We start from the raw sequence: 23,057 nt of genomic DNA on the forward strand, positions 1-23,057 counted from the left end.
AGATGTGTAGAAGAGGCAGGGCGGGGTGTACACGGGGCCGGCGGCGGGTGTCGCGGTGCCGTCCCGGTCCGGCGGAGGCATCAGGGCGAAGACGGCGGCCGGGGGGTCTGTGACGATCGGTCTGCCGGGCGGTGGTGACGTGGCGGGCACGAAGGCGGGCAAGGGCACGACCGTGTACCCCGGTGCCGCACCTTCCACGGATCTGGCCGTACAGGCCACACCCGGGGGCGGAGTGCGGGCTCTGGCGGTGTTGGAGGACAAGAGTGCCCCGCGTCAGCAGCGATACCTCATCGGGCTCCCGACCGGTGCCGGTCTGGTGAAGACCAGCACCGGCATGGTTGCCGCGGTCGGCCCGGATGGTCAGGTTCTCGGCGCCTTCGCCACACCCTGGGCCAAGGATGCCAACGGTAAGAGCGTGCCCACCAGCTACCAGGTGGAGGGGAACACTCTCGTACAGTCGGTACAGACCACGGGCGCGACCGCCTTCCCCGTCGTCGCCGACCCCTGGTACGACCCCTCTTCGTGGGAGAACTGGGACACGATCAAGTGCGTCGCCAGCCAAAGCCAGGACGGCGCTATCTACGCGGGTGCGGGTGCGGCCCTGGCCGGGCCTGAGGCCATCGGCCCCGGGGCCGTAGGCGGAGCCTTGGCCGGCACCTTCGTCGGGCTGAAGAACTGCTAGACGCAGATGTCGCCGGCGCGTTGAAAGTCAATGAGTTGAAAGGAGAAGGGCGAGTGGGACCTCAGGCGGCTCCGGACGGAAAGCCTGCCGTGTGGCTCGTAGTTGTGGCTGCTGTAGTGCCGTGGGGTGCGATGTCTTTGGTTAACATCCACCCTACGTGGCTGAGTATTGCCATCACAGGGTCAGTCGTGGCAGTAGGCGTTCTTGGCGTCCTTTTGTACTTCCGGCTGCGAATGCTGAAATTCTTCCGTGAGTACCCGAATAACCCCGTGGAGTGAGGGCGCTGGCCCGCTGATCGGTCTGCCGGGCGGCGGTGACGTGGCGGGCACGAAGGCGGGCAAGGGCACGATCGTGTACCCCGGTGCTGCACCTTCCACGGATCTGGCGGTACAGGCGACCACGGACGGGGGCGTGCGCGCGCTAGGTGGGCCAGGCGCGCGAAGACCGCCCAGTACTTGGCGCTTCGCGTGAGGATAGTGCTGCGTTGCGCGGAAGGCGGGACGAACAAGCAGGCCGCGGCCGAGCTTGGTGTCGACACCTCGACCGTGGATCGCTGGCGCGGTCGTTTCATCGCTGGCCGTTTGGACGGTCTGGCCGATGAGCCCAGGCCGGGCCGGCCGTCCTCGATTCTCCTCGACCAGGTCGAGGACGTGATCGTGGCGACGCTGGAGTCCACTCCGGGCCGGGATACCCACTGGCCACGGGCCTCGATGGCCGCTCGCACGGGGCTGTCGAGATCGACGGTCGGCCGGATCTGGAAGCGGTTCGATCTCAAGCCTCACCTGCAGGATTCCTCGACCGCCTTTCCTGTGGTCGCGGACCCCAAGTGGCTGGACGAGGCTGCCAAGGGAGCCACCGGCGGAATGATCGGTGGATGTGTCGGAGGAGCTCTCGCCGGAGGAGCTGGGTGCGTCCCGGCGGCCGTGGCCGGCGGTGTGGCCGGCGGTGTCGCCGGAGCGATCACGGGCCTCTTCAGCTGATGGGTCCTCTTCAACCGGTAGTGAGGTGATCAACCATGCTCAAGATCGACTTGTGGTTCGGGAACTCCCCTGCAGCGCACGGTGTCGCTGGCCGTGCTGTGTGGGCTGGGGGTGGTGCTGGGAATATCCCTGCAGGACCGCTCTCTCCTTGCCGCCGTGGTGTGGGGTCTCGTCGGAGGAATCGCGGCGGTTCCTCTCCTTCTCGTGGCGGCGAAGGCGGTCCGCTACGTCGAGAGCCGTCGCGGTTCCCTGTGAGAGCCCGCGCACCGGGAGGCGGGGTTATCGGGGCGTAGGCCTGTCGGGTCGGTGGTGAGGGTGTCCGGCTTCGTAGGCGATGCGCGCGGCCTGAACGCGGTTGGTGGCTCCGAGTTTGGCCATCATGCGGCTGACGTGGCCTTTGACGGTGCCTTCGCTCATGTGGAGGGTCGCGGCGATCTCCGCGTTGGGCATGCCGTAGGCGAGCAGGTCCAGGATCTGCTGTTCGCGGCCGGTCAGCCGTGCAAGTTCCTTCGCGTGCTGCGGGGGATGCTCGGCGGCGGGCTCGGTCCCGTGCCGGGAGTCGATGACGAAGCGGGTGACGGCGGGAGAGAGGATCGCGTGGCCGCGGGCGACGGCGCGGATGCCTTCGACGAGGTCTTTGGGCGGGGTGTCCTTGAGGAGGAAACCGGCCGCGCCGGCGCGCAGTGCCTCGTCGATGTAGTCGTCGGCGGTGAACGTGGTCAGGATGATGACGGCGGGGGGCGAGGGCAGCGCGGTGATCGCGGCGGTGGCGGCGAGGCCGTCGGTGCCGGGCATCCGGATGTCGAGGAGCACCACGTCGGGTGCGTGCTCGCGTGCCGAGGCCAGGGCCGCGGCTCCGTCCTCGACGGCGCCGACGACGTCCATGTCGTCCTGGAGGCCGAGGATGAGTTCCAGGCCGCTCCGGATGAGGGCTTCGTCGTCGGCGATCAGTACGCGGATCATTCGACCTCCGTGCCGGTGCCGGGCCGCGGTGGCCTGGCGCGGGCGGGCTGATGTCGTGGGGTCAGGGGGATGATGGCCTCCACGCGGAACCCGCCGTCGCCGGTCGGGCCCGTTGTCAGGGTTCCGCCGAGGAGGGTGACGCGCTCGCGCATGCCAAGGAGTCCCTGGCCGCCTTCGGGCAGGGACCCGTCGGCCGGGCGGGCCGTGCCCTGCGGCTGCGAGGGCGGGCCGTTGAGAATGCGGACCGTGAGCGACTGCGGCCCGTAGGCGACGTCCACCTGCGCGCGGGCGCCGCAGGCGTGCTTGGAGACGTTGGTCAGTGCCTCCTGGACGATCCGGTACAGCGTCCGCCCGTACACCGGTTCCAGCGAATCCAGGTCGTGGTTCTGCCGCAGGGTGACCGCGACGCCGCCCTCCCGCGTCCGCTCCAGCAGGGCGGGCAGCCCGGCGGCCGTGGGCAGCGGAGCCCGGTCACCGTGGTTTCCTCCGCCGACCAGTCCGAGCGCGGTACGCAGCTCGCCGAGAACGCCCCGCCCGAGCGACTGCAGCGTTACGGCCTCTTCGGCCACCCAGTCGGCCTGCCGGCTCTCCGCCGCCATCTGCAGCGCACCCGCCCGGAACACCATGTGGGTCACTCCGTGCGCGACCACGTCGTGCATCTCCCGCCCGATCTCGCGCCGCTCCTGCGCGCGCGCCCGCTCCTCCAGGAGTACGCGCTCGAGTTCCATGGACCGGATCTGCTCCTCCTGGCTGACGCGCAGGCGCTGGCGGGCGGCGACGTAGAGGCCCAGGAGCATGGGGGTGACGGAGAAGATGATGTAGTGCGGGGCCAGCTGGGGCATGGTCACGTCGGGGTCGTACCAGAAGGCCAGGGTGTGGCCGAGGGCCGAAGCGGCGAGCAGGCCGGCCTGCAGGCGGCGCGAGAGGGTGTGCGCGCCGACGGTAAACAGGGCGACGGCTTCGGCTGCGGGGTAGAAACTCGCCAGGTCGGCCGCGATCGCGACGGCGGCGATCGGGCCGGGCCAGCGCCGCCGCAGCAGCAGCAGGGCGCTCATCGCGGCCCAGACGATGATGCCCGGCCACCAGGCCTCGCCATAGCGCCGGTCTCCGGAGCCGCGCAGGAGGACATCGCGTACCTCGTAAACGGCGGCGCCGACGGCCAGGGCGACGTCCCAGCGGCACAACCGCCAGCCGGAGGTGTGCTCGCTCATGGATCCCCTTGCCTTCCTCTGCCTGCGAGTAGACCGCCTCCGGCTGCGGTGCGCATGTGGCGAAGGTTGTGAACTTTCGATACAGCCCCATCGGAAGACCTAGAGCATATATGGACATAAGGGTCAGGTTTTGGGAGTGGGCGGTCTGTAGCGTCGCAGACGACCCCACACCCCCCACCGGACAAGGAGCCTCATTGGTCACCGCCCGCTTCGACCTCCCGGCCACCGCCTCCCAGGTCGCCCCGGCCCGCCACCGGGTGAGACAGCAGCTGGACACCTGGGGGCAGCCACTGGACGAGGCGACGACCACCACCGTGGAACTGATCGTCTCCGAACTCGTCACCAACGCCATCGTCCACGCGCAAGGCAGCCGGATCGGCCTCGCTCTCCAGATCGCAAGCCGGCCCGGACGGCGCCGCCTGCGCGTCGAGGTCTCCGACGGCGGCCACCACCTTCCCGGCCGGGCGCGCCCCGCGACGGACGACGTGGAGTCCGGCAGAGGCCTCGCCCTGGTGGAGGCCCTCTCCGTCCGCAGCGGAGCCATCCCCGAAGCACACGGAAAAACCTGCTGGGCCGAAGTCGACCTGCCCGAGGCAAGTTGACGATCAAGGGGCGCGCGGTGCCCACCACCTTCTGAGCGAGGACCAACGCAGTCGCTTCGGCCGGTTCGCGGGAGGACCCGGACGAGGGACAGCTCGCCGGATCCTTCCTGCTCGACCAGACCACCCGGCGCCGGGCGATGGCGGCCAAGGGCGCGCGGAACCGGATCGGCTGGGCGGTCCAGCTCGGGACCGCCCGATAGCTGGGGACGTTCCTGGACAACCCCGAACAGGTACCCGGAGTTGTGGTCGACTACGTCGCCGAGCAACTGGACTTGTCGCCAGCGGAGTTCGCCGGCTACGACATGAAAGAGACTCGCTGTGACCACCAGGAGCAGATGCGCGAGGGGTACGGGTACACGAAGTTCGAGTTCGACCAGTGGTTCGCACTGGCCCGCTGGATGTACCAGCGGGCGCGGATCGGCTCCGAGCGCCCGACCCTGCTGTTCGACCTCGCCACCAAACGCCTGGTGGAGAAGAAGGTGGTGCTGCCCGGGGTGGCCGTCCTGGAACGGCTGCTCTCCGGCTCGCGCGAGCGCGCCGAGAAACGCCTGTGGGCCACGCTGGCCGCCGCCCCGACCCAGGAGCAGGCCGCCGCGTTGCAGCGCCTGGTCGTCGTCCCTGCAGGCAAGCGTCTGTCCGAGCTGGGCCGGCTGCGGCGCTCACCCCGGGACATCACCGCGCGCGGGGTGGGCAAGGTCATGGAGCGGTACGAGGCGCTGAACACCTTCGGCGGGACGGCGTGGGACCTGCCTGCAATACCCCCGGACGGCTCCAGACACTGGTTGGTCCACTTCGCGCGGGCCGCCCGCGCCCAGGCCGTCTCCGACCTCGCCGGGGACCGGCGCCTGGCCACCCTGGTGGCGTTCGCCGCGGTGATGCCGCAGGTTGCCGCGGACGAGGCGATCGAGGTGCTTCGACCTGGTGATGGGCGACCTGATCCGCTCCTCCAGCACCAAGATGACCAAGCAGCGGCTGCGGACCCTCAAAGACCTGGACGCCGCCGCGATCCTGCTGCGCGAGATGTGGATCGCGGTGTCCTCGGCCGCCGCCGACCCTTCAAGCGACATCCGCGCGACGCTCGACGCCATGGACGTCGGCCCGTTCCACGCGGCGGCCGAGACGGCCAAGCTCCTCGCCCAGGAGCCCGACGACGGCGTCGAGCAGATGCTCGCCGCCCGCTACAACACCACCGCCTGCTTCCTGCCCGACCTGCTCAAGACCTTCGAGTTCGAGTCGAGCCCGGCGGGCGACCCGGTGCTGGACGCGCTGGCGTTCGTGAAATCCCTCAAGGGACGGCGCCGCCCCATCCAGGGGTGGAGGTCCCGGCCAGGTTCCTGACCTCCGCCTGGCGGCGCCTGGTCTTCCCGCCCCCCGCCGATGCCCGTGGCCAGCGTCGAGAAGCGCGCCCTGATCGTCGCCTCCACCGAGGCCTCGCGCACCGCCCTGCACCGGCACGAGGTGTACGTGCCGGGCCTGCGCAAATGGGGCGACCCCAACGCCCGGCTGCGGGGCGACACCGCGTGGGGGGCAACCCGCTCCCGCGTCTGCTGGGAACTCGACCTCGACCTGAACCCCGACAAGATCCTGGCGGGCTGGACCCGCCGCCTGGACGCTGCCCACCGTGAGTTCGCCGACCGCCTGGCCGCCAACCCCGCCGTACGGATCGAACAGCAAAACGGTCGCGACCGCATCATCCTCACCGGCCTGGACCGCCTGGACGAACCCGCCTCCCTGCGTGAGCTCCCCAAAGAGGTCGAGGCCCGCCTGCCCGCCGTCGGCCTACCCGAAATGGTGTTGGAGGTGAACTCGTGGGTGCCCTACCTCGGCGACTTCACCCACGTCTCGGAAGGCAACTCCCGCATGGACGACCTCGAACTGTCCGTGGACGCCGTGCTCACCACGGAGGCCACCAACGTCGGCGTCGACCGATCGTCCACGACGGCGTCGACGCGCTCAGTCACGACCGGCTGTTCTGGGTCGAACAGAACTACCTGCGCGCGGCCACTCGTTTGACAGACCCGACCGAAGCGGTTTCGATGGCGACGTCGAAATCCCGCTCGGTAATTGGAGCCACAGGCCCCCCACTGGGCGAGATATTGGCCACGAAGATCGGAAGATTACCTCCGGCCAGCACGAATAGCGCAGCGCCGCTGAGGAGCTGAAACGGTGCAGTTTGACGTGATCGCGATGCCATTGGGTACGAGCCGCTCGAGGCCGCCAGCGAGATGGTTGCGCACGCGGAGGTGTCCTGAGGCGGAGTCCCGGGTCACCAAGGTCGCCGATGCGCCGCCGTCAAGGTTTACACCGTCGGAGCAGTTCAGCTGAGCGAGGAGCCGTGCGAGTTCGTCCACCGTCAGTCCGCTGGATCGGCCTTCCCGCCCATCCGTGGACAACAGCCGCAGAGTGCGGCCCCCATCGGCGATGCCGGCAGCGCTGCGGGGCTGTGCGGTGACACTGTCCAGGCCGACCGCAGCCCGGTGGTCCCGCAGCAGCACTTGGCCGCCCAGCGCAAAATCGAAAGCGCCGCCGCTGCCGAGCGGGGCGAGACGGTAATCGATCGTCACCGGGGTTCCGGGGACAAGGTTGCGCAGCAGACGGGCGCCCGCTTCTCGGCCGACGAGAACACGCTCGCCTGGAGCAATGCTTCCGGTACCGGGTGTGGGCGACCCCGACCGGACGAAGCCGTCTCGGACGGTCACTTCGTAGGTGTCCTGCGAACAGGGCGCCCCACGCCTTTCGTCCGTACCGCAGACAGCGCGGGCTCGGGAAACCCGGCCCCACTGTGAGGTGAACATGCCAACCGAACCCACCGGAAGTGCATACTGGTTGAGGCCGCGCAGCGGCATCCGACCGTGCGGACTCTGCACGTGCCCCTCCAGCGTGAGCCTTCCGGTTCGGGCCACCCCGTCCTGTCCGACACCGATGACGTCCTCCGTCGTGCTCCCGCGGGGAGGTGACAAGCCGAATCTCTGCCCCTCAGGCACAGCGGCTTTGATGGGCTGCCCTGAGGCAACAGCCGGACCTGAGGCGGCATAGGTCACCTCGACGCCATGATGCTGCGCTTCGCTGATGTTGAAGAAGTCCCCGTTGATGGCGGCAACCGCACCCCGCTCCCTGGCCATCCGGGACACGGTGTCCCTCTTGGAGACCGCGCCCGGGTGGAGCAGGCCGGCTCGCACGCCGGGCCAGCCCAAATCGATCGTCAGCAGGTGCACTCGTGTATCCCCGTGAGAGGTCGACACCGTGAACGTCCGGTAGTCGACGCCGGGTACAACCTTCTCCACTGCGGCAAGAGCGCCCGAAGCCGCGGAATAGCGTACCTGTCGGCTTCCGCCGACCCTGCGGGAGAGTGACTCACTGTGGGGCGCCGAGCTCGAAGTAATACCGGGAGCCGCGCGATACGGGCCGGGGACTCCAGGCACCCTCCTGTCCGACGAGATGGCCGGAGCGCGTACATGTGAGACCGCAGAGTTGGCGACAGCGGGTTGGGGATTCGAAGCCGCTGCTGCAAGTGCGGAAATCACGGCTCCAGCGATGTACAACTTCGAGTGCTTGTTCACCCGAGAACACCATCATGCAGAAACGTTCACCACCAACGAACATCGCAGCGTGTTGGACAACCTGTCGAGGCAGGATCTCCCGTTCGAGCTGCCATTCCTTCTCCGCCTTGGCCAGCCGGGCATTCTCCGCCCGCAGCCGGGGCAGCTCGGCCTCGGTGTCCTGCGACGCGCCGGAGGCGGCCGGACGGACGTCGGCATCACGCACCCAGGTCCGCAGCGTCTCGGGGTTGACGTTCAGATCGGCCGCGACGTCCCAAAACGTCCGCCTGCCGACCGAAGTCCGCCACAACGCGATCGCGTCAGACCGGAACTCCGCACTGTACTTCGAGGACCTTGCCACGTGGATCTACACCTTCCAGGATCAACAAGATCCTGGAAGGTGTGTCCACACCACGTGGATCACCTCAGCTCAGCGTTACTACCGAATGTGAGACAGAGCCGTTCGATGGACAGACCCTTCGGTTCCGGTCGGGCGCCCGACCCGCCCGGCGGTATCGAAAGTTGTCAACCAAAGGAGGTAGTGAATGGATTCCGGTGTCGGTCACAGTGGGACCACGCCAACATCCGCCTCGGGACACCGGTTCTGGCCGACCTCGGCTACGTCGGGGCCGGTGGAACGTTCGCGGTTCCCCGCCGACGACCGCCCCGCCCGGACCTCACCACCGGGCAACGCTCACTCAACCGGGCCCACGCCCGACTCCGCTACCCCGTCGAACGCGGCATCGCACGACTCAAGACCTGGAAAATCTTCCTCCGCGCCCGCTGCAGCCCCAACTGGCTCACCCAAGCCGCCAAAGCCATCCTCACCCTGGAGAGCTACCGCTGAAGATCCTCACTCACTGGTTCGGCTGGCATGAATGGTGGGGAATCCGACGTATCCAAATCCGGTCGGATCTGTACATGATTTCAGCGGTAGAAACCCTGGATGTCAAGCGATGGTTCACTTGTTTCATCGGACGTCGGATCCCTGTCCACCCATGAAACTTCCAGTCAATTTTGGAGAATTTAGAATGAGCCTTACCCAGCTTCGGTCCATGAATTTCCCTGCCCTCGAGGCCGAGGTGGCGGATGCGACATTCGCCGAGGGGATGAGCGCTGCGCAGTGCGCCTACATCAAGACGCTCAGCTTCACGAGTGCCGTTTATTCCTGCGGTGGCACGCCGAAAAACTACTCGGACATCTACAACCGCGAGTGCCGATAGATCCACACTGTTGCGCCCAGCCTGCACCGCAGGCTGGGCGCAACGGCCGCAGGAGAGATATACGATGCGCTTCCGGAAGTTTCATACCCATCAAACAGGAGAGACGGACTGCGGGCCGGCATGCGTACGCACAATTCTCCGCCGGCACGGGGTTGCGGTGGACACGGCCCTCCTGAGAGAGTCCGTCGGCCTCGGCAACCGTGGCGCGAGCATGCTGCGCCTGAGCCAGGTGCTGTCCGGGTACGGATTGGACAGCGAGCTCCTGCGCCTCGATGTGAGCCAGTTGCGGACCGCGCTCGATGTAGCCGGCCCGGCCATCATCAGAGTGCATATCGACAGCCGTCCGCACTTCATCGTCGTGCACGCTGCGGACGAAGGCCGCTTCACCGTCAGCGATCCTCTCTTTTCAAGGCCGTCGCGCATGAGCGCGGATGACCTCGCGGAGGTGTTCACCGGGGACACCTTGATCACACCACGCCCGGCCAGGCGGCCCGGCGTCCGTGTCAGAGTTGCCGGCTCCGGCACGCAGCAGGTCGTCTGGCCCCTCGTCCGCGCCTCCTGGCCGGTGCTCCTGGCCATACTCGGGCTCACCGCTGTGGCTGCGGCGGTCACCGTGGTCGTCGGCATCTTCATGCAGGTGGCCATCGACCGCGTCGTTCCCGGCGGATCGCCGGGTCCGGTGGACACGTTGGCCGCCCTGACCGGCGGAGCGATCCTCGCCGCCGCTGGCGCCAACTACCTGCGAGGCCGCATGAGTGTGACGCTGGCGCAATCGATGCAGCGCCGCCTCTCCCTGCACTTCACCCGCAAGTTGCTGGGCCTCCCCAGTTCCTTTCATCAAGGCCGGCGCACCGGCGACCTGGTGAGCCGGCTGGACGACATCCAGCAGATCCAGACGGTGGCCGCCTCGACCACCGTCTACGCCGCCGTCGACACAGGCGTCATCATTGGTGTCGGGGCGTACCTACTCCAGGGCAACACGTACGTCGCCTTGGCACTCACCGCGTCGCTCGTGGGCAGTGTCCTGATCTCTCTGTGGCACTACCCACAGATCCGGGCACTGGCCGAAGAGGCGTTGCAACGTGATGCCACGCTCAAGGCCGAATTCACCAACACCCTCCAGCACCACGAGCAGATAGCCGCCTTGGAGGCCCGGGGGTTCACCGAGCAACGCGTCAACGAACGGCTCGCGCGAAGGATCGCAGCGGAACAGCGCCTGGGATTCCTCGGCACCCGCCACTCCGCCATCAAGACCGCCAACCTCGGCCTCACCACCGTCTTCGTCATGTGGCTCTCCCTCCGCCAGGCCATGGCGGGAGTCGTCAGCCTCGGAGAGGTCTTCTCCTCAGTCGCCCTGGCCGGATACTTCCTGGCCGCGGTGGATGCCCTCACCACCCTTCAGATCACCCTCCAGCGGCTTCAGGCTGCCCTGGGGCGCTATCGGGACGTCATGAATCAGAAAGGTGCCATGAACCCGAATCCAGACCGGATCCCATGTTCCGTGTCGGCCCCGAATTCGGCACCGGCGCGTACCGACATCGTGGTCAAGGAGCTCTGCGTCACATACCCCGGTGCGGCCCGCCCGGCGCTCGACGGTTTCACACTCACCGCCGAGCAAGGCAGCTCCGTGCTCCTCACCGGCCCCAACGGATCAGGCAAAAGCACAGCGCTGAGGACCATGGCCGGCCTCCTCGCCCCCACCGGAGGGTCCATTCAGGTCGGCTCAACCATGGCCGTCCAGATGGGAGGGCGCACGCCGGATCGACAGATTCTGTACCTGAGCGAGGTCCCGTTCCTCGTGGCCGCTGACGTACGGGAGAACCTCACGCTTGGTGTGGCCGGCACAGATACTGACATCGCCCGCGCTTGCCGACTCGCCTGCTTCGACGAGGTTCTGGAGACTCTCCCCGGCCGACTGAGCTGGCTCGTGAGCGAAGACGGCACTGGCATGTCCCGCGGGCAGGCGCAGCGACTTGCCCTGGCCCGTGCCATTCTCCGCAACCCCGACGTCTACCTTCTCGACGAGGCCTTCAGCGGGATCGATCACACTACCGTTCACCGGATCTGGGCCAACTTCGCGGCCCTACCCGCAACAAAGATCGTCGTCTCGCACACCAGCGCAGTGGACCTCGCCTTCGATCAAATCGTCGCTCTGGACGCCCGGCCCTCCCTCCAGCCGGCGCCAACTGCCCCCACACGCGAGCTCTGACATGTCCTCCGAGCTCCCGAACCCGCAGGTCACCGCAGTGGTTCTGACCTACAACGAAGAGAAGAGGCTCGGTGCATGCCTACGTGCTCTGAGCGCAGACGTTGATGAAGTGTTGTTGATCGACTCGGGGTCCACGGACGGAACGCTTGCCATCGCCGCCAGCCAGCCTCTGCCCGTCCGCGTGGTCCACGCACCCTGGCGCTCGGATTTCGCGCACCAGAGGAACCTGGCGTTCTCCCACATCCACCGAGGATGGATCCTCATGGTCGACGCCGATGAGGTCCTCGCCCCTACCTCGGGGACGACGACCGTTCGGCAGGTTCTGGCACAGCTCGACCACCGCCAATCCCACCCCGACCTCGTCGGCTGTCCAGAGATTCAGGACGTGCACGACAGGGCCGGACACTCCACCGACCTGCCACGGATACTGCGGGCGCAGACGACGCTGCGCTATCGCGGCCGCATCCACGAACGACCCTACGACGCGGCGGGAAACCAGCCTGCCACGGTCGCCTTGCCTATCCGCCTTACGCACTACGGATACCTTCCCGAGGTGATCGCGGAACAGAGCAAAGAGGAACGTCACACCAGCCTGCTCAGACTCTGTCGCGTCGAGGAGCCGGACAATCCGAAATGGGTCTTCTATCAGGTAAGAGCCGAACTGGCGGCGCTCTCCGACTCAACCCAGGCCCAGGAACTCTTCTCCTGCCTGGCCACGGCCATGGCGCACTGCCCCGACGATGCTCCTGACTACCTCACGGAACGGGTTGAGGACAGCTGGAGCTTGATGTGTGAGCTCGCTCTTCACTTTGGTGGCGCGGAGCAGATCGCCTCATACTCAGCGCGCCTCGAGGACACCGGGCGTCACGCTGAAGCCGTGTACTACCGGACGGTAGTGGCGATGAGTGCAACCCTGACCCGCCTGTCCCACCTGACCGAGCAAGTCCTCGGCCCCCTTGCCCGGGGCACACGTGGCACGGCACGTGACATCGGCCGTCTTCACGAACTGCAAGGGCTACTCGCGCTGGCGTGCGGCCGCACCGATATGGTCCCGCGAGCCCTGGAACAGGCAGTGGCTCACGGAGCCGGTTCGGTGCTCATATCCGAACTCGCACGGTTGCAGAAACTTCTCAGTGCCACCCCTTCAGACCACCAAACCGTCCACCACTCACAGGAGAAATCATCATGATGCTGGGACCTGGACTCGCGGCAATGCCCATGCCCGAATGGAAGGTGCGCACAGCGAAAGGAAAGGAGTACGTGGCAGACAGTGAAGCAGAAGCAAGGGAGATGGCCGGCGAGTACGGCCCGGGGTCTTCGGTCTGGGAAAGGCAGGCTTACCGGGGCATCGCCCTGACCACCATCTCCTCGACAGGCTGGTACCAGGTGGCCTGACGACGCAGCCTCCGCCGGGCGACTTGCGTCCAGGAATCCGCCATCTTCCCGTGCGCCAGTGGCCGGGTTTCGGGCCGGTGGCGTCGGGAATCTGTTCCAGTCCGGCCCCGAAAATGATTGTCTCGGAAAGTAACGATCTCGGGGCCTTACCCGCCTGCACCAGCTACCGCGCCCAGCCGATCCCCAGCTCGGCGAGCGCGGCGAGCTGCGCAGCAAGGTTCGGCGCCTACACGGACGCGCTGGCCCTAACCGCAGGGGTCGCCACGGAGCTTCGTCGTTCCGTACAGCCCGCACCGACCAACCCCACAACCCCACAGTCAGGTTGGAAAGGCTCAGTAACTACCCGGCCTTGGGGAAACTTCACTTGTGAGGTCACCCCGTCAACCGGAGATGCTTCGTTGCGTACACGACAGCCTCCAGGGGATCACCAGCCGTCGTGGCCGATGACGCCGGTGATCACCCTGACCTTGAGTCAGCCCTGTGTGCCGTGGCGACTCAGGCGATGCGAGGGGCCGATCGTTCAGGCGCGGCTGACTGCGAAGTCGACTCGGTTGTCGACTCCGGCGACCTTCACCGTGCCGAAGATCTTGACGACACGGGTCGGGAAGAGTGAAGCCGGGTTACAGACGACCTCGGTGCTGTCGCCCTGCCCTGCGTAGGTACGGAAGCTGATGACGCCCTGTCCGCTGGCGTTGACGGCGAGGGAGAAGCTGCTGCTCTTGGCTCGGGCGTCGTCACCGGTCCCGAGCTCGACCCGGAGGACATTGCTCAGGAAGACGGGCGTCATGGTCATCGCGCGGGATTCACCCGGCACCTTGGCCGTGCCCACGAACGGGGTGTCGAGAGCGAGAAGGCCGACGTAGTCGCTCAGGGCACCACCGCATGTATTGGGCACGGCGGAGGCGGTACTTCCCGTGATCGTGCCGCCGGCGAGTACGGCGGCCAGGGTGAGGGCGCCTACGGTGGCAGTCCGGGTACGACGGAGCATGAGAGAACCTATCCATTGTCTGCCGCGCGCCGCGATACTGCGGCTGGCGGCATGGGTGTGGCCTCGACCAGGTGGCGGGGCCGTTCCTGCTCCCGCGGCCCAACACACCCCAGACAGTGTGGTATTCACACTGCCGGCCCTTGGCCCTCCACTTCGCGCAGTGCGGGAAACGGTGAGCCGGTACCTGTGAGGTTCGCGTTGGCTGATGCGGTACGCAGTCAGTACTACCCCGGCATACGGAAGGCGAGACGATGAGCACTCGCACAGGTGAACGTCGTTCGAGCACCCGAATTAGCGGGCAGGCGCTTCGGCCTCAAGGGCACGGAGAATTCTTGTCGGCGCCACTCACAGCACTCGGGTGGAGATACGGCCGATTGCGCAGCACATGGCAGAGGCTTCAAGCCGGTTCGGCAGGAGTGAGGTGTCCCCCGGAGTGTGGACACGGGGGTCATGCTGCGAGTGTGAGTTTACGTCCTCGCTGGTGTTGCCGTTCGAATTCGGCGGGTGAGAGGTAGCCGAGGGCGCTATGGCGCCGGCGGGTGTTCCGCACTCGGTAACAGAAGGCCGTCCCCTCGAAGATGGCACCCGCGTACCTGCTGCCACTCTCCGCCGTCGCCGCTTCCCCGTTCGCGGCCCCGGTCCCGGCCGCCGCGACGCCCTACGCGGGCCCGCCCGACGACACCGCGGGCGGCCCGCCCACCATCAGCTACGCCCACCCGCGCCGCCGCACCAGCACCGAACCGCCCGAGCCCGCGCCGCGCCCGGCGGCGCCGCCCGCGCCCGGCGAGCGGCCGCGCCCCGTCGCCGGGGACGCGAGCGGCTGGTCCATGGAGGAGCGGTTCTACAACCAGGTCTGGGGCATGTTCGAGGACCTGGCGCGCTCGGTCGCCGCCTACCGGGGCGCCGTCGAGTTCGCCGACTCCCGGATGGACCGCGAGCTCGACGAGGCGCTGTCCGACCCCCGCCACCGCCTCGGCGGCTCCGGCAACGCCGCCCGGGACGCCGCCCGGGCCCGCCGCGAGGAGCTGGTCGCCCAGGCGCAGGCCGTCCTCGACCGGGACCTCGTCCAGCTCACCGCCGAGACCGAGGTGGTCGAGCCCGCGCTGCCGGCCGCGTACGCCCGCTGGGACAACCCGGTCTGGCACGCCCACGCCGTGCCCTCCGAGAGCCCGCTGGCCCTGCGCCTCGGCGACCTCCACCTGCCCGAGCGGCCCGACCTGCGCATTCCCATGCTGGTCCGGGTCCCGCTGGAGCGCGGCCTGTGGATCGACAACGGGCGCACCGGCTCCGAGGCCGCCATGACCATGGACACCGACCGGCTGCGCCGGGCCGCCATGGACATGGCCGTCGCGCACGCGGCGCGGCTGCTCGCCGCCCATCCCGCCGACCGGTTCGCCGTCCACGTCATCGACGCGGCCGGGGCCGGAGCGGCCTCGCTGGCTCCGCTGGTGCGCGCCGGGGTGCTGGCCGGCCCGCCGGCCGCCGGGGCCGCCGGGGTCACCGAGACCCTGGAGCGGCTGACCCGGCGCGTGGACCTCGTACAGATGGCGGTGCGGGCCGGGGCTCCGGAGGACCTGCCGCCCGATGTGGACACGTCCGACCAGCTGCTGGTCGTGCACGACTTCCCGCACGGGTTCGACGACCGGGCCGTCACCCGTTTGCGCTACCTTGCCGATGAGGGTCCGGCGGTCGGCGTGCACCTGCTGATGGTCGCGGACCGTGACGAGGCCTCGGCCTACGGGCCGCTGCTCGATCCGCTGTGGCGCTCGCTGATGCGGCTGTCGCCGGTGCCGGACAACCACCTCGCCGATCCGTGGGTCCACCACGCCTGGACCTTCGAGCCGGACCTGCCCCCGCAGGGCAGCAGGGTCCTTGACCAGGCACTGGAGCGGGTCGCGGCGGCCAGGCGGGCCGCCCGGTAGCGGCCGGGGAGGCCGTGCGGCGGCCCGCCGCACGGCCCCGGATGACCGGCAGCTGACCAGTTCTTGGCGTTCCCTTTACCTTGTGGGTCCATCCCGGGTACCCTGGTGACTGCGGAGGGGAGTATTCCTGCTTTCCTGCTACGGCGTGCCCGTCAATACGGACAGCAATCAGTCCCGGGGCGCCGGCCCGTGGCCTCCTGGCCGTCCGGGTGGAAGAGACCTCCGGCAGCGATGACGCTGACAAAGTGCTGAGCCATCTGCCGGAGGCGTGTAAGTAGTGGATGTTTCGTTGAACCTCTGGGTGCTGACCATTCTCGGTCTGTGCATCCTCATCGGCGCCGATTTCTTCATCGGCCGCAAGCCCCACGACGTTTCCATGAAGGAAGCCGGCATCTGGACGGTCGTCTGGATCGCCCTCGCCGGACTCTTCGGTCTCGGCCTGCTCTTCTTCGGTCACGGCCAGGCCTCTCAGGAGTTCTTCGCCGGCTTCATCACCGAGAAGTCCCTGAGCGTGGACAACCTGTTCGTCTTCGTCCTGATCATGGCGAAGTTCGCGGTCCCCTCGCAGCTCCAGCAGCGCGTTCTGCTGGTGGGCGTACTGATCGCCCTCGTCCTGCGCGCGATCTTCATCGCCGCCGGCGCCGCGATCATCACCAACTTCTCGTGGGTCTTCTACATCTTCGGCGCGTTCCTCATCTACACCGCGTGGAAGCTGATCCAGGAAGCCCGCAAGGACGAGGAGGAGGAAGAGTTCGAGGAGAACCGCCTCCTCAAGTCGATCGAGAAGAAGTTCGGCGTCGCCGACCGCTACCACGGCACGAAGCTCTTCATCCGGAACAACGGCAAGCGCATCCTGACCCCGCTGATGGTCGTCATGCTCGCCATCGGCACGACCGACGTGCTGTTCGCCCTGGACTCGATCCCCGCGATCTTCGGCCTCACCCAGGACCCGTACATCGTCTTCACCGCCAACGCCTTCGCCCTGATGGGTCTGCGCCAGCTGTACTTCCTCATCGGCGGCCTGCTCAAGAAGCTGGTCCACCTCAGCTACGGCCTGTCCGTCATCCTCGGCTTCATCGGCATCAAGCTCGTGCTGCACGCCCTGCACGAGTCGGGCCTGCACGTCCCGCAGATCTCCATCCCGGTCTCCCTGGGCGTCATCTGCGGAGTGCTGGTGATCACCACGATCACCAGCCTGATCGCCTCGAAGAAGCAGGCGGCGGCCGAGGCCGCCGCCGACTCGCAGAGCATCGACGCCTAAGGGCGCCGGAAGGGCCCGAGGGCTACACGGGGGCGGCCGCTTCGGCCGCCCCCGCTGGTGTTTTCGCGCCCGCCCGCCGGCGCACGACCAAGGGGTTCGTCTCCGGCAGCAGCGCGAAGCAGACCAGCGAGACCGAGGCGATCGCCGTCAGGTACACCGCGACGGCCCACGGCGGGCCCGAGCCGTCCGCCAGGGCCGTCGCCGCGATCGGGGTCAGCGCGCCGCCCAGGACCCCGCCCAGGTTGTAGCCGACGGCCGCGCCCGTGCAGCGGATCCGCGGGGGGTACAGCTCCGGCAGGTACGCGCCCACCACGGCGAACATCGTCACCATGCCGAGCAGGGCGCCGAGCAGCCCCAGCGTCATCAGCAGCGGGTCCGCCGTGCGCAGCAGCGCCACGAACGGGAACATCCACAGCACGCAGGCCGTGCAGCCCGCCAGGCACAGGGGCCGCCGGCCGTAGCGGTCGCCGAGCAGCGCCACCGCCGGGGTGGCCAGGCCCTTGACCGCGACGGCCGCCATGATGCAGGCCAGCATCACCGTGCGGTGCACCCCGAGGTGCTCGGTGGCGTAGGCGAGGGACCAGGTGGTGACCGCGTAGAAGACGGCGTACCCCACGGCCAGCGCCCCGCCGGTCAGCAGGAGCAGCCGCCAGTGGCCCCGTACGACCTCGGCCAGCGGGGCGTCCGCCCGGTGGCCGGTCTCGGCGAGGGCGCGGAACTGCGGGGTCTCCTCCACCGAGCGGCGCAGCCACAGCCCGGCCAGCGCCAGCACCCCCGCGCCCCAGAAGGGCACCCGCCAGCCCCAGGCGGCGAACTGCGCGTCGCTCAGCGTGCCCGACAGGGTCAGCATCAGGCCGTTGGCCAGCAGGAACCCCACCGCCGGGCCCATCTGCGGGAAGCTCGACCACAGCCCGCGCCGCCCCTCGGGGGCGTGCTCGGCGGTCAGCAGGACCGCGCCTCCCCACTCGCCGCCGAGGCCGAAGCCCTGGAGGAAGCGCAGGACGACCAGCAGGATCGGTGCGGCCACCCCGATCGAGGCGTACGAGGGCACGCAGCCCACCGCCACCGTGGCGAGGCCGGTCAGCAGCAGGGAGCCGAGCAGCACCGGGCGGCGGCCGTGGCGGTCGCCGATGTGGCCGAAGACGGCGGATCCCAGGGGGCGGGCGAGGAAGCCGACGCCGAAGGTGCCGAAGGCGGCGAGGGTGGCGGCGAGCGGCGAGAAGGACGGGAAGAAGAGCGGGCCGAGCACCAGGGCGGCGGCGGTGCCGTAGACGAAGAAGTCGTAGAACTCGATGGCGGTGCCGGCCAGGGAGGCCGAGGCGAGCCGGAGCATCGAGGGGCGCGGGGGCGGGGAGGGGTCCTGTTGCATGGTGCAGCAATTACCCCGCCCCGCGACCTCAGGACGTACGTTCGGCCATCATCGACCGGAAGGAGTGCCGTGCGGCGTGAGGTTGACGGATTTGGCGCTGGCCGCCGGATCTCCGCCGGGCGCCCGTGCTACCAGCCGCGCTCGCGCCATTCGGCGAGGTGCGGCCGCTCCGCGCCGATCGTGGTGTCGTTCCCGTGGCCCGGGTAGACCCACGCCTCGTCCGGCAGCTCAGCGAAGAGCTTGTGCTCCACGTCGTCGACGAGCTGGACGAAGGCCTTCGGGTCGCCCCAGGTGTTGCCGACACCGCCCGGGAAGAGGCAGTCGCCGGTGAACACGTGCGGGTGCCCGTGCGGGTCGTCGTAGACCAGCGCGATCGATCCGGGAGTGTGGCCGACCAGGTGGCGGGCGGTCAGCGTGACCCGTCCGACCGTGATCGTGTCCCCGTCGGCGACGAGCACGTCGGTCGCCACCGGGATGCCCTCCGCGTCGAGGGCGCCCGCGTACGTCCGCGCGCCGGTCGCCCCGACCACCTCCGCGAGCGCGCCCCAGTGGTCGCCGTGCTGGTGCGTGGTGACCACGGAGGCGATGCCGCCGTCGCCGATCAGGCTGAGCAGGGTCTGCGGCTCCGCGGCCGCGTCGATCAGCAGCTGCTCGTCCGTGGCCCGGCAGCGCAGCAGGTAGGCGTTGTTGCTCATGCCGCCCACCGCGACTTTGGAAATCATCAGGTCCGAGAGTTCGTGCACGTCGGCCGGACCGCCGACCTTGACCGCTCCGCTGTACGTCATGCAGGCAATCCTAGAGCGGAGGGAGTTCGGGCAGGCCGTCGCCGGCCAGGACGGCGAGGTGGGCGCCCTGCAGGCCGCGCCCGGCGAGCCAGCCGAGCAGTTCGGCGCGGGGGCCGGCCAGGGTGACGGGCGAGCCCTCGGTGCCGCCGGTGTGCCAGACGGGTCCCGTGCCCTCGTACCCGAGCCACAGGGTGACCGGCGGGACGTCCGGGCGTCCCGACCAGCGGTCGGCGAGGAAGGCGATCTCGCGCTCGGCGAACTCGTCCGGAAGATCGTGCAGCTCGTAGCCGATGTTCAGGTCCACGTGGTGCAGCTCGACCTCGATCAGGCGGCGGAAGGGGACGCGGGCCGCGGTGTCGGTGACGCCGTTGCGCAGCTCCACCGTGCGGGTCCAGTCCTGCGGGAGCTCGGCGACGGCCTCCCAGGCGGCGGCGGAATTCCGGACGTCCTCGAGCTGTTCAAGGAGGGGCCGGCCGAAGTCGCGCTCGATGTCGGCCTCGCGGCTCTCGGCGCTCTCGTACATCGGGCGGCCCTCGAAGACGTTCACCAGGGCGTCGGCGTTGCGGGCGAGGTGGGCCAGGATGTGGCCGCGGGTCCAGCCGGGGAGATGTGACTCTTCGGCCAGGGCGGCGTTGTCCAGCTTCGCGGCCGCGGTCAGCAGCCGGTCCGTGGCCTCACGTACAGATCGCAGGTCGTGCACATGATCAATCATGCGGACGAGCCTAGTCCTTCGAGGGTCTCAGCCACACGATCGGGTGAAGCGGTTGGCGGAGTGCCGGAAATCGAATGCACGTGCTATACGCTCGGAGTCCAGTCTCCAAGTCCATCGCAGAGGCGCCCCCCAATACCCTGGGACGGGGGCCCCGTGCCCCCGCTCTCTCAAGAAAGGTGCGGACCGGCGTGACCGACCGTCTCATCGTTCGTGGCGCTCGCGAGCACAACCTCAAGAACGTCTCGCTCGACCTGCCCCGCGACTCACTCATCGTCTTCACCGGCCTCTCCGGTTCGGGCAAGTCCTCCCTGGCCTTCGACACGATCTTCGCCGAGGGCCAGCGCCGCTACGTCGAGTCGCTCTCCTCGTACGCCCGCCAGTTCCTCGGGCAGATGGACAAGCCCGATGTCGACTTCATCGAGGGCCTCTCCCCGGCCGTCTCCATCGACCAGAAGTCCACCTCGCGCAACCCGCGCTCCACCGTGGGCACCATCACCGAGGTCTACGACTACCTGCGCCTGCTCTTCGCCCGCATCGGCAAGCCCCACTGCCCCGAGTGCCGCCGGCCGATCTCGCGGCAGTCGCCGCAGGCGATCGTCGACAAGGTGCTCGCGCTGCCCGAGGGCAGCCGCTTCCAGGTGCTCTCGCCGCTGGTGCGCGAGCGCAAGGGCGAGTTCGTCGACCTCTTCGCCGACCTCCAGACCAAGGGCTACAGCCGGGCCCGGGTGGACGGGGAGACGATCCAGCTCTCCGAGCCGCCCACGCTGAAGAAGCAGGAGAAGCACACCATCGAGGTGGTCATCGACCGCCTCACCGTCAAGGAGGGCGCCAAGCGCCGCCTGACGGACTCCGTGGAGACCGCCCTCGGGCTGTCGAGCGGCATGGTGATCCTGGACTTCGTCGACCTCCCGGAGGACGACCCCGAGCGTGAGCGGATGTACTCCGAGCACCTCTACTGCCCGTACGACGACCTGTCCTTCGAGGAGCTGGAGCCGCGCTCCTTCTCCTTCAACTCGCCCTTCGGCGCCTGCCCCGAGTGCACCGGCATCGGTACGCGCATGGAGGTGGACCCGGAGCTGATCATTCCGGACGAGGACAAGTCCCTGGACGAGGGCGCGGTCTCGCCGTGGTCGCTCGGCCACACCAAGGACTACTTCCAGCGGCTGATCGGCGCGCTCGCCCAGGAGCTGGGCTTCCGCACCGACATCGCCTGGGCCGGGCTGCCGCTGCGCGCGAAGAAGGCCCTGCTGTACGGCCACAAGACGCAGATCGAGGTGCGCTACCGCAACAGGTACGGGCGCGAGCGCGCCTACACCACGGCCTTCGAGGGCGCGGTGCCGTTCGTCAAGCGGCGCCATTCGGAGTCCGAGAGCGACGCCAGCCGCGAGCGCTTCGAGGGCTACATGCGCGAGGTGCCCTGCCCCACCTGCCAGGGCACCCGGCTCAAGCCGATCGTGCTCGCGGTGACGGTGATGGACCGCTCCATCGCCGAGGTGGCCGCCATGTCGATCAGCGAGTGCGCGGACTTCCTCGGGCGGATGAAGCTCGACGCCCGCGACAAGAAGATCGCCGAGCGGGTCCTCAAGGAGGTCAACGAGCGGCTCCGCTTCCTCGTCGACGTCGGCCTGGACTACCTCTCCCTCAACCGCGCCGCCGGCACCCTCTCGGGTGGCGAGGCCCAGCGCATCCGCCTCGCCACCCAGATCGGCTCCGGCCTCGTGGGCGTGCTGTACGTGCTGGACGAGCCCTCCATCGGCCTCCACCAGCGGGACAACCACCGGCTGATCGAGACGCTCGTGCGGCTGCGGGACATGGGCAACACGCTCATCGTCGTCGAGCACGACGAGGACACCATCAAGGTGGCCGACTGGGTCGTGGACATCGGCCCGGGCGCCGGCGAGCACGGCGGCAAGGTCGTGCACAGCGGCTCGCTGAAGGATCTGCTGAAGAACCCCGAGTCGATCACCGGGCAGTACCTGTCCGGCAAGCGGTCCATCCCGCTCCCGGACGTGCGCCGCCCCGTGGACTCGGAGCGCCGGCTCACGGTCCACGGCGCCAAGGAGAACAACCTGCGGGACATCGACGTGTCCTTCCCGCTGGGCGTGCTCACGGCGGTCACGGGCGTGTCGGGCTCGGGCAAGTCCACGCTGGTCAACGACATCCTCTACACGCACCTGGCCCGCGAGCTCAACGGCGCGCGGTCGGTGCCGGGCCGGCACACGCGGGTGGACGGCGACGACCTCGTCGACAAGGTCGTGCACGTCGACCAGTCGCCGATCGGGCGGACCCCGCGGTCCAACCCGGCGACGTACACGGGTGTCTTCGACCACGTCCGCAAGCTCTTCGCGGAGACGATGGAGGCGAAGGTGCGCGGCTACCTGCCGGGCCGCTTCTCCTTCAACGTGAAGGGCGGCCGCTGCGAGAACTGCTCCGGCGACGGCACGATCAAGATCGAGATGAACTTCCTGCCGGACGTGTACGTCCCGTGCGAGGTCTGCCACGGGGACCGGTACAACCGGGAGACGCTGGAAGTCCACTACAAGGGCAAGTCCATCGCCGAGGTCCTGAACATGCCGATCGAGGAGGCCGCCGGATTCTTCGAGGCGGTTCCGACGATCTCGCGGCACTTGAAGACGCTGAACGAGGTGGGGCTGGGGTACGTGCGGCTCGGCCAGTCCGCGCCGACGCTGTCGGGCGGTGAGGCGCAGCGCGTCAAGCTGGCCTCGGAGCTCCAGAAGCGGTCGACCGGGCGCACGGTGTACGTCCTGGACGAGCCGACGACGGGTCTGCACTTCGAGGACATCTCGAAGCTGATCAAGGTGCTGTCGGGGCTGGTCGACAAGGGCAACACGGTGATCGTCATCGAGCACAACCTCGATGTCGTCAAGACGGCCGACTGGGTCGTCGACATGGGCCCCGAGGGCGGGTACGGCGGCGGTCTCGTCGTCGCGGAGGGCACTCCCGAGCAGATCGCGTCGGTGGGCGCGAGCCACACGGGCAAGTTCCTGCGGGACATCCTGGGGGCGGACCGGATCCTGGAGGCGTCGGCCCCCGAGCCGGCCCGTCCGGTGAAGAAGACGGCCGCGAAGAAGGCGGCCGCCAAGAAGACGGTCGCGAAGAAGGCGGCCGCCCCGGCGAAGAAGGCCGTCGCGAAGAAGGCCGCGCGGGCCCCCCGCGCGTGAACCCCGGCGGGGCTGGGAGATCCAGCCCCGCCGG

The 23,057-nt window shown here is 68.6% G+C and carries 18 protein-coding genes and 2 pseudogenes; 12 read left to right on the forward strand and 8 right to left on the reverse strand.

The genetic code is table 11. From position 1 onward, the window contains the following. Positions 1–316 precede the first annotated feature (316 nt). Together DRB96_RS43910 and DRB96_RS29580 are read left to right on the forward strand one after the other, a co-directional pair. The gene (locus DRB96_RS43910; protein ID WP_204357844.1) at positions 317–682 is read left to right on the forward strand and encodes a hypothetical protein; all 366 of its coding nucleotides are present in this window, start codon (positions 317–319) and stop codon (positions 680–682) included. A gap of 467 nt (positions 683–1,149) precedes the next feature. Then, positions 1,150–1,662 (forward strand): helix-turn-helix domain-containing protein, encoded by a 513-nt coding sequence (locus DRB96_RS29580; protein ID WP_239516379.1) that lies wholly within the window; start codon positions 1,150–1,152, stop codon positions 1,660–1,662. Between the two features lie 279 nt (positions 1,663–1,941). Here DRB96_RS29580 and DRB96_RS29585 read toward each other — a convergent pair whose 3' ends face one another. Both DRB96_RS29585 and DRB96_RS29590 read right to left on the reverse strand, forming a co-directional pair. Next, positions 1,942–2,625 (reverse strand): response regulator transcription factor, encoded by a 684-nt coding sequence (locus tag DRB96_RS29585; protein WP_112451215.1) that lies wholly within the window; start codon positions 2,623–2,625, stop codon positions 1,942–1,944. Then, on the reverse strand, positions 2,622–3,836 hold the full coding sequence (locus DRB96_RS29590; protein WP_112451216.1) for a histidine kinase: 1,215 nt from the start codon (positions 3,834–3,836) through the stop codon (positions 2,622–2,624). Before DRB96_RS29590 ends, DRB96_RS29585 begins: the two co-directional genes overlap by 4 nt. A gap of 194 nt (positions 3,837–4,030) precedes the next feature. Between DRB96_RS29590 and DRB96_RS29595 the strand changes: the two genes are divergently transcribed. The 3 genes from DRB96_RS29595 (at position 4,031) to DRB96_RS29605 (ending at position 6,451) form a co-directional block, all read left to right on the forward strand. Further along, a complete protein-coding gene (locus DRB96_RS29595) occupies positions 4,031–4,438 on the forward strand; it encodes an ATP-binding protein (RefSeq protein WP_162688773.1) in 408 nt (135 codons plus the stop codon). 924 nt (positions 4,439–5,362) lie between these two features. Beyond that, positions 5,363–5,776 carry a hypothetical protein gene (locus tag DRB96_RS43920; RefSeq protein WP_204357845.1) on the forward strand — a complete coding sequence of 138 codons (414 nt, stop codon included), beginning with the start codon at positions 5,363–5,365 and terminating at the stop codon, positions 5,774–5,776. Positions 5,777–5,815: 39 nt separating this feature from the next. Then, on the forward strand, positions 5,816–6,451 hold the full coding sequence (locus DRB96_RS29605; RefSeq protein WP_112451218.1) for a Tn3 family transposase: 636 nt from the start codon (positions 5,816–5,818) through the stop codon (positions 6,449–6,451). Between the two features lie 104 nt (positions 6,452–6,555). Here DRB96_RS29605 and DRB96_RS29610 read toward each other — a convergent pair whose 3' ends face one another. Together DRB96_RS29610 and DRB96_RS45120 are read right to left on the reverse strand one after the other, a co-directional pair. Next, the gene (locus DRB96_RS29610) at positions 6,556–7,653 is read right to left on the reverse strand and encodes a phosphodiester glycosidase family protein (protein ID WP_239516380.1); all 1,098 of its coding nucleotides are present in this window, start codon (positions 7,651–7,653) and stop codon (positions 6,556–6,558) included. A 442-nt stretch (positions 7,654–8,095) separates the two neighbouring features. Further along, a pseudogene (locus DRB96_RS45120) lies at positions 8,096–8,338 on the reverse strand (transposase); the annotation flags it as partial. A 670-nt stretch (positions 8,339–9,008) separates the two neighbouring features. Here DRB96_RS45120 and DRB96_RS29625 point away from each other — a divergent pair. The 4 genes from DRB96_RS29625 to DRB96_RS43275 all read left to right on the forward strand — a co-directional run bounded on the left by DRB96_RS29625 (position 9,009) and on the right by DRB96_RS43275 (position 12,804). After that, positions 9,009–9,200, forward strand: a complete 192-nt coding sequence (locus DRB96_RS29625) for a hypothetical protein (protein ID WP_112451221.1) — start codon at positions 9,009–9,011, stop codon at positions 9,198–9,200. 64 nt (positions 9,201–9,264) lie between these two features. Then, positions 9,265–11,409, forward strand: coding sequence for an ABC transporter transmembrane domain-containing protein (locus DRB96_RS29630; protein WP_112451222.1), 2,145 nt, complete (start codon positions 9,265–9,267; stop codon positions 11,407–11,409). Position 11,410: 1 nt separating this feature from the next. Next, positions 11,411–12,598: a glycosyltransferase gene (locus DRB96_RS29635; protein ID WP_112451223.1), complete on the forward strand. Its 1,188-nt coding sequence runs from the start codon at positions 11,411–11,413 to the stop codon at positions 12,596–12,598. Then, a complete protein-coding gene (locus DRB96_RS43275; RefSeq protein ID WP_162688775.1) occupies positions 12,595–12,804 on the forward strand; it encodes a hypothetical protein in 210 nt (69 codons plus the stop codon). Before DRB96_RS29635 ends, DRB96_RS43275 begins: the two co-directional genes overlap by 4 nt. Positions 12,805–13,324: 520 nt before the next feature. On the opposite strand, the gene DRB96_RS29640 is transcribed toward DRB96_RS43275, so the two are convergent. Continuing rightward, positions 13,325–13,792 (reverse strand): hypothetical protein, encoded by a 468-nt coding sequence (locus DRB96_RS29640; protein WP_112451224.1) that lies wholly within the window; start codon positions 13,790–13,792, stop codon positions 13,325–13,327. 683 nt (positions 13,793–14,475) lie between these two features. Between DRB96_RS29640 and DRB96_RS29645 the strand changes: the two are divergent. Further along, a pseudogene (locus DRB96_RS29645) lies at positions 14,476–15,714 on the forward strand (export associated protein); the annotation flags it as partial. 277 nt (positions 15,715–15,991) lie between these two features. After that, complete coding sequence (locus DRB96_RS29650) at positions 15,992–16,975, forward strand: TerC/Alx family metal homeostasis membrane protein (RefSeq protein ID WP_112451225.1); 984 nt, start codon at positions 15,992–15,994, stop codon at positions 16,973–16,975. Between the two features lie 22 nt (positions 16,976–16,997). Here the strand turns inward: DRB96_RS29650 and DRB96_RS29655 are convergent, their stop codons facing one another. The 3 genes from DRB96_RS29655 to DRB96_RS29665 form a co-directional block, all read right to left on the reverse strand. Further along, positions 16,998–18,308, reverse strand: a complete 1,311-nt coding sequence (locus tag DRB96_RS29655) for an MFS transporter (protein WP_112451226.1) — start codon at positions 18,306–18,308, stop codon at positions 16,998–17,000. 164 nt (positions 18,309–18,472) lie between these two features. Continuing rightward, positions 18,473–19,129: an MBL fold metallo-hydrolase gene (locus DRB96_RS29660; protein ID WP_112451227.1), complete on the reverse strand. Its 657-nt coding sequence runs from the start codon at positions 19,127–19,129 to the stop codon at positions 18,473–18,475. Positions 19,130–19,139: 10 nt separating this feature from the next. Further along, positions 19,140–19,841, reverse strand: a complete 702-nt coding sequence (locus DRB96_RS29665; RefSeq protein ID WP_112451228.1) for a maleylpyruvate isomerase family mycothiol-dependent enzyme — start codon at positions 19,839–19,841, stop codon at positions 19,140–19,142. Between the two features lie 188 nt (positions 19,842–20,029). Between DRB96_RS29665 and uvrA the strand changes: the two genes are divergently transcribed. Continuing rightward, positions 20,030–23,023 carry an excinuclease ABC subunit UvrA gene (gene uvrA / locus DRB96_RS29670; protein WP_112451229.1) on the forward strand — a complete coding sequence of 998 codons (2,994 nt, stop codon included), beginning with the start codon at positions 20,030–20,032 and terminating at the stop codon, positions 23,021–23,023. The last annotated feature ends 34 nt before the right edge of the window (positions 23,024–23,057 follow it).

Origin of the sequence: Streptomyces sp. ICC1 (assembly GCF_003287935.1) — a bacterium.
Lineage (GTDB): Bacteria > Actinomycetota > Actinomycetes > Streptomycetales > Streptomycetaceae > Streptomyces > Streptomyces tritrimontium.

What these genes read in the sequence shown, in the direction of transcription:
- DRB96_RS29640 (WP_112451224.1), bottom strand. Translation starts at nt 13,792, where the DNA reads ATGCTCCGTCGTACCCGGACTGCCACCGTAGGCGCCCTCACCCTGGCC.
- DRB96_RS29630 (WP_112451222.1), top strand. Translation starts at nt 9,265, where the DNA reads ATGCGCTTCCGGAAGTTTCATACCCATCAAACAGGAGAGACGGACTGC.
- DRB96_RS29665 (WP_112451228.1), bottom strand. Translation starts at nt 19,841, where the DNA reads ATGATTGATCATGTGCACGACCTGCGATCTGTACGTGAGGCCACGGAC.
- DRB96_RS29625 (WP_112451221.1), top strand. Translation starts at nt 9,009, where the DNA reads ATGAGCCTTACCCAGCTTCGGTCCATGAATTTCCCTGCCCTCGAGGCC.
- DRB96_RS29635 (WP_112451223.1), top strand. Translation starts at nt 11,411, where the DNA reads ATGTCCTCCGAGCTCCCGAACCCGCAGGTCACCGCAGTGGTTCTGACC.
- DRB96_RS43920 (WP_204357845.1), top strand. Translation starts at nt 5,363, where the DNA reads ATGGGCGACCTGATCCGCTCCTCCAGCACCAAGATGACCAAGCAGCGG.
- DRB96_RS29660 (WP_112451227.1), bottom strand. Translation starts at nt 19,129, where the DNA reads ATGACGTACAGCGGAGCGGTCAAGGTCGGCGGTCCGGCCGACGTGCAC.
- DRB96_RS29590 (WP_112451216.1), bottom strand. Translation starts at nt 3,836, where the DNA reads ATGAGCGAGCACACCTCCGGCTGGCGGTTGTGCCGCTGGGACGTCGCC.
- DRB96_RS43275 (WP_162688775.1), top strand. Translation starts at nt 12,595, where the DNA reads ATGATGCTGGGACCTGGACTCGCGGCAATGCCCATGCCCGAATGGAAG.
- DRB96_RS29655 (WP_112451226.1), bottom strand. Translation starts at nt 18,308, where the DNA reads ATGCTCCGGCTCGCCTCGGCCTCCCTGGCCGGCACCGCCATCGAGTTC.
- DRB96_RS29605 (WP_112451218.1), top strand. Translation starts at nt 5,816, where the DNA reads ATGCCCGTGGCCAGCGTCGAGAAGCGCGCCCTGATCGTCGCCTCCACC.
- DRB96_RS29585 (WP_112451215.1), bottom strand. Translation starts at nt 2,625, where the DNA reads ATGATCCGCGTACTGATCGCCGACGACGAAGCCCTCATCCGGAGCGGC.